This window comes from Luteibacter sp. 9135 (assembly GCF_000745005.1).
In the GTDB taxonomy this organism is placed as follows: Bacteria; Pseudomonadota; Gammaproteobacteria; order Xanthomonadales; family Rhodanobacteraceae; genus Luteibacter.
This window is the reverse complement of the sequence record NZ_JQNB01000001.1, coordinates 4,202,916-4,216,731: the sequence shown is the minus strand read 5'-3', so window position 1 is coordinate 4,216,731 and position 13,816 is coordinate 4,202,916. Positions and strand designations below refer to the sequence as shown.

Below are 13,816 nucleotides of genomic sequence, written 5' to 3'. Positions count from 1 at the left end.
ACGATGTGCGCGAACCAGATACACGGCCGCGCTAGCGGCCTTTCCTCCGGGTCGCCGCAGGCGTGGCCCCGAGGGTGGCACCCGCCGGCTCTTGCTCCGCGGCCCAAGGCCCAACGCGATGCCAAAGGCGAGCCCACCCCCTCCAGAGCCCTTCACAAAGTCATTTTTTCCCAAGATTTCGACCCAAATCACGTGATAGACGTCAAAAATTCGTCCCATGTAGGGGTTCCCCTACAGAACTTCGCGAAAATACGGTTATGATCGACCCCACTGAGTCTGCGCGGTTACGCGAGTGACCCGATGTAAGCGCGTAATCCACGCTCATCGCCTCACCCGGTCCAGCATGCCCAGTAAGTCGCCGGCTCGCCGAGTCGGGTTTTTAGTGTGTTGGATAGAGGTGTGTGTGATGGCAACTGGTACTGTGAAGTGGTTCAACGACGCCAAGGGCTTTGGCTTCATCACTCAGGATGAGGGTGGTCCGGACGTGTTCGTGCATTTCCGTTCCATCCAGGGCAACGGCTTCAAGTCGCTTGCCGAGGGTCAGAAGGTGGAATACACCGTGACCCAGGGCCAGAAGGGCCCGCAGGCTGACAACGTCGTTCCGAAGTAATGCCCTCGGGCTGCCTCGCGCCGCCCGTTCCTGCATGACTTTGACCCTCCCGGTGCTTCGCGCCGGGAGGGTTTTTTGTATGACCGACGACAGCACACCCGACATCGTCACCTCGTCCCAGCCCCTCCGCATGACGGACGGCGCATCGGCGGACCTCCTGATCTACCGGCCGGCCTCGGCCCCGCCTCGTGCGGCGCTACTCTGGCTGCCCGCCATGGGTGTCGGCGCGCGTCACTACGACGGCCTGGCCCGTGCGCTGGCGGCACGTGGGGTAGCCGTCGCCTTGCATGAGTGGCGCGGTCTGGGCTCGAGCGACCGACGCGCATCGCGCCGCGCGAACTGGGGTTACCGCGAATTGCTGGGCGACGACCTGCCGGCCAGCCTTGCGGCCCTGCGCCGCTCGGTACCGGACGTGCCCGTCCACGTCGGCGGGCACAGCCTCGGCGGTCAGCTGGCTTGCCTCCTGGCGGCCATGGCGATCCAGCCACCGGCGGGCGTGGTCCTGGTCGGCAGCGGGGCGCCGTACTGGCGACGCTTCAAATCCTGGGTCGTGCTTGCCTACATCGCGGCTCCCGCCCTCGCGAACCTGGTCGGGCGACTGCCGGGTCGGCGGATCGGCTTCGGCGGCAACGAGGCGCGCGGGGTCATCGCCGACTGGTCGCGCAGCGGGCGTAAAGGCACGTATTCGGCAAAGGGTCTTCGCGTCGATCTGGAAGCCGCACTGCGACGACAGTCGGCGCCCGTGCTGGCCCTGCGGCTCCGCGACGACTGGTTGGCCCCCGCGGCGTCGCTGGAATTCCTGCTGGGCAAGATGCCGGATGCGCCAAGCCAGGTCCACCTGGTGTCCCCGGTGGACCTGGACGGGCAGGCGGCGGATCACTTCACCTGGATGAAGGCGCCCTCAGCGATCGCGTGCCGGATCGCTGAGGGGTTATGAACCTGTCGTCAGGCCACTTCGGAGGTGGACACCTCCCGCTCGCCGTCCCGTCGTGCACGGCGTGACGCGCTCCATGCCGGCACGTCCATGGCATCCCGGGCGACGCGACATACCTCGATGAGCCGCGAGACGTCGTCGTCGCTCATGCCCGCGTTGAGGGTAAGGCGCAGCAGCGAGCGGTTGACGGTGGTGGCCGGTGCGCTGAAGACCGAACCGAACACCCCGTGGCGCTCCATGACATCGCGGACCTTGCCGGTCAGCAATTCCTGTCCGGCTTCGAAGGCCACGATCTGCTCGGTGCCGTCGGCGATCGGGTAACCCAGTTCGGTCAGTTCCGCGCGGACGCGACGGGTGATCTGGCGCAAGCGCTGGCGCCGCCAGCCCTCGGTCTGGATGACCCGATGGGCCGCGGACAGGCCGGTCAGTTCATGAGTAAGCAACGACGAGCTGAAGATCGCTGGTAACGCCTCGCACCCGAAGTAGTCCTTGAAGCGCGAGGTGCAGGCGACGAAGCCTGCACGTGAGCAATACGCCTTGGCCAGGCTGGCGGTGATGAAATGCACGCGGTCGTTGAGCCCCAGGCTGGCGACCAGTCCTTCGCCGCGGCTGCCGTGGGTGCCCAGCGAGTGTGATTCGTCGACCACCAGCACGCAGCCGTGCGCCTGCGACAGGTTGGCGATCGCCTCCAGCGGCGCGATGCTGCCGTTGGTGCTGTACACCGCATCCACCACGACGACGCCGGGCCCATGGCGCAGCACCTGGCGCTCCAGGTGGCCCACATCGTTGTGCAGTACCGGCACCGCCTTCGCTCCCGCGCTGCGGATACCCTCCCACAAGGACGCGTGCGCCAGCATGTCCACGTACACCGGCACCCGTTCGCCCGCGATGGATTGCAGCAAGCCGACATTGGCGGCGAAGCCCGACTGGGCGAGGATGCCGTCCTCGCTGCCGACCGCCCGGGCCAGTTCCGCCTCCACACGGTGCAACGGCTGGTCGGCATCCTGCTGGAACAGGGCGGACATCATCATGCCCAGACCGCCGGCGGCCAGGGCATCGCGCTGGGCCTCGACGATCGTGGGATGGCCGGCGATGGCGAGGTAATCGTTGCTCTGGAGCATCAGGTCGCCGGATTCGGGGCGGCGACCTCGCAAAATGTGACGGCCGCCCCAGTCGATGGCGACACGTTCGTTGTGAAATCGAGCGACCCGCGTCGCTACGAAAGCGGGAAGCGCGGGCGCCCGGGTAACGCGGTGCAGAACGGAAACGTTTTCCATGGTCATCTCTCTGTGATGTCATGGGCGATGAACGCGTCGTCGTTCACCACGAACGACGCGCGCGCCAGCCTCGCCCAGGCGGGCGCGAATACGAGAGAGACCAAAGGAGGGGAAGTCCTCCGGCCCCTGGCAATGCCAGAGAGACCGGGGACGGTAACGCGATTAGATGAATCGGGGCCGGCTGTCGGCGGCGAGGCTCAGGTCCTGCTCGCGGAGCCAGGTGCGGTACGACTTGACGTGCTGCAGGCGGAAGCGTTCGACTTCGTCGATCAGGGCGTAGTAGTACCACTGCTCGCCGGACACCGCGGTGGCTGCGTACATGTGGTTTTCCGGGTGCTCCACGCCCTTGTGGTAGAACCCGTCGCGCGAATTGAACCAGGGCAGGGCGTCGCCGCTGCGCAGGGCATCCAGCACGGCGCCGGGCGCCCCCAGATCTGCCGCAATTTCATAGTGTGTGCGCAGGTCCTCGTCGGTTTGCACCAGCAGAAAACGCCCGATGCCCCAGGCGTCCACCAGCAGCAGCCCGGTCGGGTTGCAGTGCACGTAGCACTCCACCGGCTGGAACGTGGCCGTGACGCTCTGCAATACCTCGCGGAACGCCGGGTCGCGCAGGAAGCGGAAATTGCCCAGGGCGAGGGTCTCGGCCACGAAGGCGCTGGCGCGGTCGAAGTAGCGGCGCTGCAGTTCGACGATGGCGGTCTGCAGTTTTTCGATAGCCAGGGGATCGTTCTTGCGGATGAACCGGTCGATCACGCCCGAGTTGAAGGCGTCGATCGCCGTGGCGTCGTCGGCACGACCGGTGAGCAGGATCTTGCCGATGTGCGGGTTGGGCAGGCGCTTGCAGAAGGTGATGCCGTCCATCTCGGGCATGGCCTGGTCCACCACCACCACCGAGATCTCGGCGAAGCGTTCCGGGTCGTAGACCACGCGGTGGATCGAGTCGATGTCCAGGGCTACCAGCTCCTGGGTTTCCGAGGGGCGGTCCTTCCAGCGGTAAAGCCAGCCGCCCCCGGGCACCGGCCGGCTGCCGTTGTTGCCCAGCGTGGCCAGCGCGCTGCGCGGCGAACTGAAGGTGCGCACCCGGACCATGGGGTCGAGCAGGAGCGGGACCACGTCGAGGTATTCCTCGTGGTCGTCGACGAGCACGGTGGTCGTCGGGAAATGGAAAGGCTGGATGTCGCCCTGTGCGTTCAACGTCGTCACTGCCGGTCCCCGGGTTCCGAATGCGGGAAGGTCAGGGTGAATTCGGTGAACTCACCCAGTTCGGTACGGCATGCGATGCCACCGCCCATATGCTCCATCGCCGCGCGGCAAAAAGCGAGTCCTATTCCAAGGCCCGTGATGGCGCCGGTGCCGGCGCTGTCGCTGGAATAGGAATAAAACCGGTTGAAAACACGGGGAAGCACGTCCGCAGGGATGCCCGGTCCGGTGTCGTGCACGCGGATGCGGTTGACGCCTTCGGCGGGTTCGATGAACACGCGGATCTCGCCCTTGCCCGCGCGATCGGTATGAAAAAGTGCATTGCGCAGCAGGTTGAACAACACGTGGACCACCAGGCTTTCTTCGCCGTAAAGGGGGAAGTCGCCCAGGGGCGACAGGGTGATGCGATCTCGCTCGGAGCGCGACCCGTAAGGAAAACGCCGGAGGGCCTGTTCCACGCAATCGCGGGCCTGGAGGCGTGACAAGGGCACCTCGCCGATCGGCCTTGCCGACAGCAGCAGCATGTCGATGATGGTATTGGCGTAGGTGACCTCGCGCTCCATCACCCCGATGCTTCGCTCCAGTGCGTGCAGGTTCTGCGCCCGCATTTCCGGCACGGCCAGGCCTTCGCCCTCGGCAAGCCGGTGGCTGCGGATCAGGTCGGGCATGTAGCGAGCCACCGCGCGCGCCGCGATGCGCAACGAGCCCAACGGCGTACGTAGCTCGTGCGCGATGTTGTTGGACGCGGCGGTGAGGGCATCGATGCGCGATTGCTCCGCCATGGTCGAGGACACGGTGCAGGTAGCCCCGCCGACCATGCCGAACAGCAACAGGGGGATGTATTCGAGCATGGTGCGGGTGTGCAAGTGGGCTTCCGGCGACAGCACGAAGACCAGGCCGGCCAGCACGCTGCCCACGGAAAACACCAGCAGGAAACTGACCAGGTCGAACAGCATCATCAGCAGCATGACGCAGGCCAGGTGGGTCATCAGCCACGCCGGGGTCGCGTTACGCAAGGTCATGTAGCCGACGAAGAACGGCATGGCGACCGTCATCGCGAAATACCAGTAGGTCGGCAGCTGGGTACGCAGGCGCCGTGGCCACCAGGGCAGCAGCGCGAGCGGGATGAACGTGGCGCAGCAGGCCAGCCGCATGGGCAGGTTTTCGTACGGCTGCGGAAACAGGTAGGCCCAGACCGGGTAATAGACCGCAAGGCAGAAACTGCCGACGACGCCGATCGCCACCATCTTCGGCTGCGAGTAGCGCGTGCGCAGGAACATGGTGGTTTCGAAACGTGCCATGGCCCGTACCAGCAGCCACCAGCGCATGCGCAGGAAGCCCTGCGGCCCGGCTGGTTTGTCGGTGGGCGTGTCCATGGTGGGTCCGGCGTCGGTCATGGGTCAGCGGTACTGCCGGTGGCAGGCCTGGCAGGCATCGCCGATGGGCTTGAGGACGGTGGCCAGGACGTCGCAGCTGACCGGTGCGGTGGCACGCGCCGCATCCACGGCCTGGCCCAAGGCGTCGCCGGCGGCGAAGAAGGGGGCATCCATGTCGGGAAAGGCGTCGCGGATATCGCTGGCGGAGACGCGCAGGGCGGCCAGTTGCCCGGCCGACACCTTGGCATCGCACTGCCTCGCCCGCACGTTGGCTCGCAGTACTCCCATGCGATGTTGCATCACGGCCATGACGCCGCTGTGGAACGGCGTGCCCTGGCGCAGGGCGGACAGCGCGAAGGTCGCGCCCATCGCGCCGACCACGAGGCCGAGGATGACGAGGAGCAACGCACGCATGGGGGATCCCTGGCCTGGCACGGTCGTCAGCATAGCTGACGGCTCCGTTCTTTCAATATGAGACCATGAGCACAGTCCTTTCTGCTGGAAATCATGTGGGTACCGCACAGGCGGAACGCTTCGCCGGCATCGAGCGCCTGTACGGGCGCGGCAGCCTCGACCGCCTCGCCCGGGCGCACGTATGCGTCATCGGGGTGGGCGGTGTGGGCTCGTGGGCGGCTGAAGCCCTGGCGCGCAGCGGAGTCGGCCGGTTGACGCTGATCGATGGCGACGATGTCTGCCTGTCCAACACCAACCGCCAGTTGCACGCGCTGGATGGCCAGTACGGCCGGCCCAAGGTGGGCGTCATCGCCGAACGCGCGCATGCGATCAGCCCGACGATCCGGCTCGAGGCCATGGAGCGTTTCCTCACGCCGTCAAGCCTGGACGAGTTGCTGGACCGCAACTACGACGTGGTGATCGATGCCTGCGACGCCCTGAAGGTGAAGCTGGAGACCATCGTCTGGTGCCGCCGCCGCAAGCTGCCCCTGGTGACGGTGGGCGCGGCGGGCGGCCGCACCGACCCCACGCAGGTGCGCGTGCGCGACCTTTCGCGTACCGAGCACGACGCCATGCTCAGCATGATCCGGAAGAAGCTCCGCCAGGAGCACGGCTTCCCACGCAACCCCGATCGCTTCTTCGGCGTATCCGCCGTGTATTCCTTGCAAAATGTGCGCTACCCGCAGCCCGATGGCAGCGTCTGCGGTGTGCGACCCGCCGGCAGCGACGCGGTGAAGCTCGATTGCGGCGGCGGCCTGGGCGCCGCCACGCACGTCACCGGCGCCTTCGCCTTCGCCGCCGTAGGCAAGGCCCTCGAAAAGCTGACCGCCATCCCATCCCCAAACGGCCCGCCCTCACCCGCGCAGGGGTAGGAGCGCACGATGTGCGAAACCGGCCTAACGACACCCTCCAACGATTCCCAACGCCACCTCCAGCCGGCCGATATCCTCCTCGGCCCCCAGGCACATGCGCACCCCCGTGGCACGGGTGGATGGATCGCCATACCCGGCCGGGTTACCGACCCTGACCCCCCGTGCCAGGAGGCGCTCGCTGAAGGCCTCCGCATCCGCGCAGGGCAGCCACGCATGCAGGCTGGCGCCGGAGGTCACCAGGTCGGGCCCCACGACCTGGCGTGCGAGGGCCGCACGCTCCCGCATCGCCGATTGCAGGGCCTGGTTCAGCGCCAGCGCCGTGCCATCCCGCATCCAGCCGGCGACCACGGCCGGCAGCCATCCCGGCAAGCCGTCGGTGGCGCGGCGGAGCGGCTCCACGCACGCCGCAAGGAGCGCCGGATTCGGTAGTCGCAGCCAGCCGACGCGCAGGCCCGGGCCAAGCAGCTTGCCGACGCCGCCCGCATGCAGGGTGCGCTGGGGCAACAGGGTGGCGAACGGCGGCAGTGCCTCGCCCGTGTCGTGCACCAGGTGGCTGTACACGTCGCCCTCGACGATCCACAGCCCCCGTCGCTCCACCACCGCGGCGAGGTCCAGGCGCCGCTGCAGGGGCAGCGTGAGGGTAGTCGGGTTGTGCAGGGTCGGCTGCACGTACACGACGCGGCTGTGCGAACGTGCCGCCACGGCGTCGAGTGAATCCGGCAGCATGCCGTGCTCGTCCATGGCGACATCGACACATCGGGTTCCCATGCCCGACGCGAGGTCGCGGAAGCCGTGGTAGGTAAGGGTATCCACCATCACCGTCGACGCCTCCCCCTCGGCGACGAGGCACGCCAGCGCCAGCCAGAGCGCGTGGCGCGCGCCCAGGGTCAGCACGAGGTGGCCGGGATCGACGGTGGCGTGCCCACCGATACGGGTCATCCACTGCGCGATCGCCTGGCGGGTCGGTGCCGAGCCCTGCGGATCGGGATAGGCCAGCGTGTCGAGGTCCAAGGTCGCGTGGGCCAGTGCCTCGGCCAGCCGGGCGGCCACCGGGGTTCGCAGGGGATAGTTCACGGCCAGGTCGTAGGACGGATGCATGGCCCGATTGTAGGCATGCCGGTTACGCTACGCGGCATGTGGTGTGTCTATCTGATCGAATGCCGCAACGGCGCCTGGTACGCGGGGATCACCAACGACCTGGACGCCCGCTATGCGGCGCATGTGGCCGGCAAGGGCGCGCGCTATACCCGGGCCAATCCGCCCGTGCGCCTGCTCGGCTCGCGGCCGTTCGCCGACCGGGCCGAGGCCTCACGGGCCGAGTGGGTGGTGAAACGGTTGCCGCGAGCGAAGAAGCTGGCATGGCTGGTCGCATCGCCGCCCGATCCGGCTGGCTGAGCGCAGGCGTCTTCACGCTGCGTACGATGCACTTTCGGCGCCGGAAAGGCACACTGTTCACGATCATTCGCCAGGGAGCTCCACGCACATGGAGACGCGCAAGCACACCAGGGTTACGCCCGATTGGTACCGCTGGATCGCCGAGTCGCTCGCCGCGGGCAATGCGCCGGCCGATATCCTGGCCACGATGCGCGACCACCAGTTCGATACCGGTATCGCCCGCAGTGCCATCACCGATGCCTTGTTCGGCGGGGCCGGGCCGGTCGCCGAGCCGTCGACGTCGGCCACGCCCCACGTCTCGCGCCTTGCCCAGGGCCACATCCTGCACACCCCCGACCGCGATATCCGGGTGCTGTTGCGCATCGCGCGGCCCGTGGTCGCCTTGCTCGACGGGGTGCTCGACGAGGCGGAGTGCGAGCAGCTGACGCACATGGCGCAGGTTCGCCTGGAACGCTCCGCCGTGGTCTCGCCGGAATCCGGGGCCAACACCGTCATGGATATCCGCACGAGCGAAGGCGCGTTCTTCCAGCGGTCGGAGAATCCGCTGATCCAGCGTATCGATGCACGGGCCGCAGCCATCATGGGCCTGAGCGAGGAGCACGGTGAAGGCCTGCAGGTGATGCGTTACGGCGTCGGTGGCGAATACGTTCCCCACTTCGATTATTTCCCGCCGGAGGAGAAGGGCAGCGAGGTTCCGCTGCGGCAAGGCGGCCAGCGGGTATCCACGCTGATCATGTACCTGGCGGATGTCGAAGCAGGCGGGGAAACCATCTTCCCGCGCATCGACTTCAGCTACGTGCCGCGCAAGGGGCAGGCGTTGTATTTCGAGTACACCGACGCCGACGGGGCACTCGATGTGCTGTCGCTGCACGGCGGCGCGCCGGTGATCCGTGGCGAGAAATGGATCGTCACCAAGTGGATGCGCGAGCGCCCGTTCCCCGGCTGATCGCATGGGCGTGCACCGTGACCTCTGGCCTATATCGGCATGAAGGCCCCAGCCCGCAATCTTTCCGGATTGCAGGGGAGGGTGGTCGATGCGCCGCAAGGCAGCCAGGGTGGTTCGTTGTGTCGCAGCGGTGGCGCTGCTCGGTCTCGCCGGGGCATGGGCGCAGGATGCCGTTCCCGTCGCGCCCGTCGCTCCGCCCGTGCCAGCCTCCGCCAGCACCGTTGCCGCGGCGCCGCAGCTTCCCGTCGAGATTCCCTTCGCATCGCCACATGCCGGCTTCATCCGCACGCCCAGCGCACCCGAGGCGTGGGGCGGTCCACGCAAGGGGGACGAGGCCACGCTGTCCGACCGCGTCGTGTCCTACCGCATCCAGGCGCGGCTCGATCCGGGAAAGCACACAGTGGACGGCCGGCAGCAGCTGACCTGGCGCAACCGCAGCGATCGTCCGGTGTCGTCGGTGTTCCTGCACCTGTACCTGAATGCCTTCGAAGGGGAAGGCAGCCTGTTCTTCACCGAGCGCAACGTGCTCGCCGGTGCCGGCGGTTCGCGCGGTGCGGCCGAGGTGAAGAAGGGTGAATGGGGGTACATCGACCTGGGCAGGGTGGAGCAGGACGGCGCCGCGTTGTCGTGGCGCTACGTGCACCCGGATGGTGGCCCCACGACGGACCACACCGTGGTGCGGGTCGACCTGGCCCGGCCGGTGGCGCCCGGTGCCAGCGTCACGCTCGACATGTCGTTCCACAGCCAGCTGCCGCGGGTGATCGAGCGCACCGGCTACGTCGGCTCGTTCCATCTCGTGGGGCAGTGGTTCCCGAAGATCGGCGTGCTCGAACTGGCCGGGGAGCGCGGCGCGACGGCGCCGCGCTGGAATGTGCACGCGTTCCATTTCAACAGCGAGTTCTACGCCGACTTCGGCGAGTACGACGTCCACATGACCGTGCCCAAGGGCTACGTGGTGGGTGCCACCGGCGAACAGCAGGGGGAGCCGGTGCCGGAAGGCGACGCGCTCATCTGGCATTTCATCCAGGCCGACGTGCACGATTTCGCCTGGATGGCCGCTCCCGGCTACCGGACGATGGACGGCGAATGGCGCGGCCCGGGCAGCCCGACGGTGAAGGTGCGCGTGATCTACCCACCTGAATACGCGGCCACGGCGAAGCCGGTGCTCAAGGCCACCATCGATGCGCTCGGCTGGTTTTCGTCCACGCTGGGCCCGTATCCGTACAAGACCGTAACCGCCGTGGTGCCGCCGTTCAACGCCGACGAGGCGGGCGGCATGGAATACCCCACCTTCTTCACCGCGGACAGTTACACCCGCGTGCCGGCGAAGACGATCGACGAATACATGCTGGATTTCGTCACCGTGCACGAGTTCGGCCATGGCTACTTCTACGGGCTGATCGCCTCGAACGAGTTCGAGGAGCCGATGCTCGACGAAGGCCTCAACGAATACTGGGACGAGCGCATGCTGCGCGCGCGCAACCAGCCGGTGTACCTGACCACGCCGCTGTGGCGGTTCTTCGGCGTCGAGCCGGCACTGCCGGTATTCATGCTCGAACGGATGACGGCGATGCTGTCGCGACCGGCCGATGCGCTGGGCGCGAACTCATGGGATCGCCTGTCCAGCGGCACGTATGTCACGGTGTATTCGCGTACCGCCACCGCCCTGCACGACCTCGAGGAACGGCTGGGCAAGGCGGCGACCGAAAAGGCCTTCAAGGATTACTACGCCACTTGGCGCTTCCGTCATCCGTCGATCGGCGACCTGCAGGCGTCCCTGTCGGCCTCGACGGGGCAGCCGGCCGTGGTGGCGCAGGTGTTCGACCAGTACGTCTACGGCACCGACCGCATCGACGACCGCGTCAGCGACATTGCCAGCGAGGAGGTGCTGCCGCTGGCCGGTACGGCGTTGGTCGACGGCAAGCGTGTGGAAACCAGTACCGACGACAACGACGCGGCCATCGAGCGCCAACGAGACGCCTGGAAAAAGGCCCATCCCGGTGCGGCGAAGGGCCTGGGCCCATTCCCGTGGAAGACCACGGTGACCCTCTGGCGCGACGGTGCCCCGGTACCGCAGACACTCAAGGTCACCTTTGCCGATGGCGGCGTGGAAACCGCGCGCTGGGACGACACGCGGCGTTGGGCCCGCTTCGTCTTCACCCGGCCGGCCAAGGGCGTTTCCGCCGAGCTGGACCCGGAGCGCACCCTCTACCTCGATGCGAACAAGCTCAACGACAGCCGCACCGTCGAGGCCGACCACGCCGCTTCCCATCGCTGGAGCGCCGACGTCGCGGCGTTGCTGCAGGGGTTCTACGCTTTCCTGGTGACCCTATGAATGCCCGTACCAAACGCTCGACCGCAGCGGCCCTGGGCCTGGGTGCGATCGGCGGCCTGCAATGGCGGCTGATGCTGCTGTGGATGGCGATCACGCTGCTGCCGACGCTGGTCGTGGCGTTGCCGCTGTGGAGCGTCCTCGACGACATGACCGGACATTCGGTGCATGCGGGCGCCTGGGCGCGCCACTTTGACGGCCTGTTCTTCGCCGATGCCGTCGCCACGGTACAGCGCAGTACCTGGACGGGCTCGGCCTTCGCCGCGGGCGCCATCCTCACACTGGCCTTTTCCCCGTTCCTGACGGGCATGGTAGTGGCCGGCGGTCGTGCTGGCCGCGCGCTGGGCTTCGGGGCCCTGTTGCAAGGCGGCGCTGCGGAGTACGGGCGGATGCTGCGCCTGCTGCCGCTCTCGCTGATTCCCTATGGCCTGGTCGTGCTGCTTTCGCAGGGTGTGACATCGCTTGCGGACGAGCGCGTCGAGGCGGCGTTGCTGCCGTCGACGGCGGACCTCTACCAGGACGGTGCCCTCGCGCTGACCGTGCTCGGTTTCGTGATCGCGCAGGCCCTGGTCGAGTCGGCGCGCGCCCAGTTCATCGCCGATGCCGGGCTGCGTTCGTCGCTGCTCGCCTTTGTGCGCGGTGTCGCGCAGTTTGCGCGGCGGCCGTTCGCCAGCCTGTCGGTGTACCTGGCTATCACCGTGCCGGGCGCGGGTGTGGCCGCCCTGATCGCCGCGTGGCGCGGGCATGCGGTGGCCGTGGGCGGGGAGTGGTTCATCGCCTTTCTGGTCGTGCAGCTGGGCGTGGCGGTGATCGCCTGGATGCGTACCGCACGCCTGCTGGCGCTGGCCGGCCTGGCCGGCACGAACCTGCAGCGCCGCCGGCGTACCGACTTTCCCGCGCGGACCTAGCTGGCGCGACGCAGTTCGCGATGGGGTGGGTAGTAGGCGAAAAGGTGGGTGGCGCCACCGAGGAAATCGATGTTGTCGATGTGCTCGCCGCCCAGCCGCTCGGCCACATGGTCGGAGGCCTCGTTGCCGATGCGCACAAGGCTGATGACGCGCTGGGCGTGCATCTGGTTCCACGCGAAGGCGAGGATGGCTTCACCCGCTTCCGTCGCGTAGCCATGGTGGCGGTGCTCGGGCTTCAGCATCCAGCCCAGTTCCAGGTCGGGCCAGCCTTCGGGCTTCATCAGGCCGGCGCGGCCGATGAATTCGCCGGTGTCCTTCAGCTCCATGGCCCACATGCCGCAGCCGCGCAGGGCCCAGTGACCCAGCAGCATGGCCATGGAACGCCAGGCGTTCATGCGGTCAAGAGGCTGGCCGTCACCGATCCACCGGGTGCTTTCGGCATCCGCGAGCATGCGCGCGTAGTCGTCGAAATGCTGTTCGGTAAGGGCGGTGAGCCGCAGGCGCGGCGTTTCCAGGACGGGGATATCGGATAGGGGCATGGAGGTGACCAAGGGAGTCAGCCGAGCAGGGCGGCCAGGGCACGCGTCGAGCGTGTGAGGCTTTCGTGCCAGGACAAGCCGGTTATTTTCTCACCACTTGCCGCGTCGTTAAAGCTTTCTTCCTGGCCGGGGGCAAGCAGGTGGCGGTAATCCACTGTGATTTCATCGCCTTGGACCAGATCCCTCGCGGCGAAGATGAAGCCCAGGTGCCATAGCCCGGTCGGTTCGAAGCTGTGGTTGACGTAGCACTCGTCGGGCCACTCGGGGGAGACGGTGTAGCGGTCCTCGAACCAGCGAGCGGCGGCATGGAGGTCGGCGGACAGGGAGGCGGACGCCATGATCTCGTCCCAGCGGTGGGTGCGATCGATGGCGTCGGGCGCGGTGACGATGCGACCGGCGGCAACGGCTTCGTCGAGAAAAAGACCCTTGCCGGCGCCGGGAATGGCGGAGGCGGCAATGCGGTAACGCGGCACGATCATCGGATCATCTGGCCCCAGGTCCGTCGGCAGGGCTGAAGCGCCGCCGGCATGGGGCGCGAGTGTAGCGCGTTCCGCCGGCGGCGTAAGGTCGGGCTCAGTCGTCGGCGTCGACGCCCTTGGCGCGCGCGGCCCGGGCCGGCCGGGGCTTCTTGCCCGGTTTGCCGCCGTCGACCTGGATGGCCTCGCGGTTCCGGTCGACCAGCGCCTGGCCGATGCCCTTGACCTCGGTGAGCTGGTCGGCGGATTCGAAGGGGCCATGGGTGTCCCGCCAGGCCACGATGGCCTGCGCCTTGGCCAGCCCCACGCCATCCAGCGACTGGGCGAGGGCGGGCGCGTCGGCCGTATTCACGTTCACCGGCGTGGAGGCGAAGGCGGACGAAGAGATCATGAGGCCCGCGAGGGCGAGGATGAGACGGTTCACGGTGTGTTTCCTTCGATGGCGCGTCGCATGACGCACGGGCACTGTGCGGCGAGCCCGCCCGCGCGCGAACCGGC

Annotated in this window: 15 protein-coding genes; 7 read left to right on the top strand and 8 right to left on the bottom strand. The window is 67.6% G+C overall.

Features of this window, described 5'->3' with window-relative positions; all coding sequences use genetic code 11:
* The first annotated feature begins 406 nt into the window (after positions 1-406).
* Positions 407-610 carry a transcription antiterminator/RNA stability regulator CspE gene (gene cspE, locus FA89_RS17890; RefSeq protein ID WP_036111837.1) on the top strand — a complete coding sequence of 68 codons (204 nt, stop codon included), beginning with the start codon at positions 407-409 and terminating at the stop codon, positions 608-610.
* A 79-nt stretch (positions 611-689) separates the two neighbouring features.
* On the top strand, positions 690-1,547 hold the full coding sequence (locus FA89_RS17885; protein WP_036142870.1) for an alpha/beta hydrolase family protein: 858 nt from the start codon (positions 690-692) through the stop codon (positions 1,545-1,547).
* Between the two features lie 8 nt (positions 1,548-1,555).
* On the opposite strand, the gene cqsA is transcribed toward FA89_RS17885, so the two are convergent.
* The 4 genes from cqsA to FA89_RS17865 form a co-directional block, all read right to left on the bottom strand.
* Positions 1,556-2,821: an alpha-hydroxyketone-type quorum-sensing autoinducer synthase gene (gene cqsA / locus FA89_RS17880; protein WP_036144767.1), complete on the bottom strand. Its 1,266-nt coding sequence runs from the start codon at positions 2,819-2,821 to the stop codon at positions 1,556-1,558.
* Positions 2,822-2,983: 162 nt separating this feature from the next.
* Positions 2,984-4,024 (bottom strand): response regulator, encoded by a 1,041-nt coding sequence (locus FA89_RS17875; protein WP_051938940.1) that lies wholly within the window; start codon positions 4,022-4,024, stop codon positions 2,984-2,986.
* Positions 4,021-5,418 carry a sensor histidine kinase gene (locus tag FA89_RS17870; protein ID WP_036142869.1) on the bottom strand — a complete coding sequence of 466 codons (1,398 nt, stop codon included), beginning with the start codon at positions 5,416-5,418 and terminating at the stop codon, positions 4,021-4,023. Before FA89_RS17870 ends, FA89_RS17875 begins: the two co-directional genes overlap by 4 nt.
* A gap of 3 nt (positions 5,419-5,421) precedes the next feature.
* On the bottom strand, positions 5,422-5,811 hold the full coding sequence (locus FA89_RS17865) for a hypothetical protein (RefSeq protein ID WP_036144764.1): 390 nt from the start codon (positions 5,809-5,811) through the stop codon (positions 5,422-5,424).
* A gap of 65 nt (positions 5,812-5,876) precedes the next feature.
* Here FA89_RS17865 and FA89_RS17860 point away from each other — a divergent pair, with 65 nt between their 5' ends.
* Positions 5,877-6,722, top strand: coding sequence for a tRNA threonylcarbamoyladenosine dehydratase (locus FA89_RS17860; protein ID WP_051938936.1), 846 nt, complete (start codon positions 5,877-5,879; stop codon positions 6,720-6,722).
* A gap of 24 nt (positions 6,723-6,746) precedes the next feature.
* Here the strand turns inward: FA89_RS17860 and FA89_RS19455 are convergent, their stop codons facing one another.
* Positions 6,747-7,820, bottom strand: a complete 1,074-nt coding sequence (locus FA89_RS19455; RefSeq protein ID WP_051938934.1) for an aminotransferase-like domain-containing protein — start codon at positions 7,818-7,820, stop codon at positions 6,747-6,749.
* Between the two features lie 15 nt (positions 7,821-7,835).
* Between FA89_RS19455 and FA89_RS17850 the strand changes: the two genes are divergently transcribed.
* From FA89_RS17850 to FA89_RS17835, 4 genes are all read left to right on the top strand, one after another.
* Positions 7,836-8,117 (top strand): GIY-YIG nuclease family protein, encoded by a 282-nt coding sequence (locus tag FA89_RS17850; RefSeq protein WP_036142866.1) that lies wholly within the window; start codon positions 7,836-7,838, stop codon positions 8,115-8,117.
* 88 nt (positions 8,118-8,205) lie between these two features.
* Positions 8,206-9,063 (top strand): 2OG-Fe(II) oxygenase, encoded by an 858-nt coding sequence (locus FA89_RS17845; protein ID WP_051938931.1) that lies wholly within the window; start codon positions 8,206-8,208, stop codon positions 9,061-9,063.
* An 88-nt stretch (positions 9,064-9,151) separates the two neighbouring features.
* Complete coding sequence (locus tag FA89_RS17840; protein ID WP_036142864.1) at positions 9,152-11,398, top strand: M1 family metallopeptidase; 2,247 nt, start codon at positions 9,152-9,154, stop codon at positions 11,396-11,398.
* Positions 11,395-12,303, top strand: a complete 909-nt coding sequence (locus tag FA89_RS17835; protein WP_036142861.1) for a hypothetical protein — start codon at positions 11,395-11,397, stop codon at positions 12,301-12,303. The genes FA89_RS17840 and FA89_RS17835 overlap by 4 nt, the downstream gene beginning before the upstream one ends.
* On the opposite strand, the gene FA89_RS17830 is transcribed toward FA89_RS17835, so the two are convergent.
* The 3 genes from FA89_RS17830 to FA89_RS17820 form a co-directional block, all read right to left on the bottom strand.
* A complete protein-coding gene (locus FA89_RS17830) occupies positions 12,300-12,842 on the bottom strand; it encodes a GNAT family N-acetyltransferase (protein ID WP_036144757.1) in 543 nt (180 codons plus the stop codon). The two genes, FA89_RS17835 and FA89_RS17830, sit on opposite strands and share 4 nt — an antisense overlap.
* 17 nt (positions 12,843-12,859) lie before the next feature.
* Entirely contained in the window at positions 12,860-13,321 is a 462-nt protein-coding gene (locus FA89_RS17825; RefSeq protein WP_036142858.1) for an SET domain-containing protein-lysine N-methyltransferase, read from the bottom strand.
* Positions 13,322-13,415: 94 nt separating this feature from the next.
* Positions 13,416-13,742, bottom strand: a complete 327-nt coding sequence (locus FA89_RS17820) for a helix-hairpin-helix domain-containing protein (RefSeq protein ID WP_036142855.1) — start codon at positions 13,740-13,742, stop codon at positions 13,416-13,418.
* Positions 13,743-13,816: the final 74 nt, after the last annotated feature.

Excerpts from the sequence above, each read along its gene's own strand:
- cspE (WP_036111837.1), top strand. The coding sequence starts at position 407 with ATGGCAACTGGTACTGTGAAGTGGTTCAACGACGCCAAGGGCTTTGGC.
- FA89_RS17885 (WP_036142870.1), top strand. The coding sequence starts at position 690 with ATGACCGACGACAGCACACCCGACATCGTCACCTCGTCCCAGCCCCTC.
- cqsA (WP_036144767.1), bottom strand. The coding sequence starts at position 2,821 with ATGGAAAACGTTTCCGTTCTGCACCGCGTTACCCGGGCGCCCGCGCTT.
- FA89_RS17870 (WP_036142869.1), bottom strand. The coding sequence starts at position 5,418 with ATGACCGACGCCGGACCCACCATGGACACGCCCACCGACAAACCAGCC.
- FA89_RS17865 (WP_036144764.1), bottom strand. The coding sequence starts at position 5,811 with ATGCGTGCGTTGCTCCTCGTCATCCTCGGCCTCGTGGTCGGCGCGATG.
- FA89_RS17860 (WP_051938936.1), top strand. The coding sequence starts at position 5,877 with ATGAGCACAGTCCTTTCTGCTGGAAATCATGTGGGTACCGCACAGGCG.
- FA89_RS19455 (WP_051938934.1), bottom strand. The coding sequence starts at position 7,820 with ATGCATCCGTCCTACGACCTGGCCGTGAACTATCCCCTGCGAACCCCG.
- FA89_RS17850 (WP_036142866.1), top strand. The coding sequence starts at position 7,836 with ATGCCGGTTACGCTACGCGGCATGTGGTGTGTCTATCTGATCGAATGC.
- FA89_RS17845 (WP_051938931.1), top strand. The coding sequence starts at position 8,206 with ATGGAGACGCGCAAGCACACCAGGGTTACGCCCGATTGGTACCGCTGG.
- FA89_RS17840 (WP_036142864.1), top strand. The coding sequence starts at position 9,152 with ATGCGCCGCAAGGCAGCCAGGGTGGTTCGTTGTGTCGCAGCGGTGGCG.
- FA89_RS17835 (WP_036142861.1), top strand. The coding sequence starts at position 11,395 with ATGAATGCCCGTACCAAACGCTCGACCGCAGCGGCCCTGGGCCTGGGT.
- FA89_RS17830 (WP_036144757.1), bottom strand. The coding sequence starts at position 12,842 with ATGCCCCTATCCGATATCCCCGTCCTGGAAACGCCGCGCCTGCGGCTC.
- FA89_RS17825 (WP_036142858.1), bottom strand. The coding sequence starts at position 13,321 with ATGATCGTGCCGCGTTACCGCATTGCCGCCTCCGCCATTCCCGGCGCC.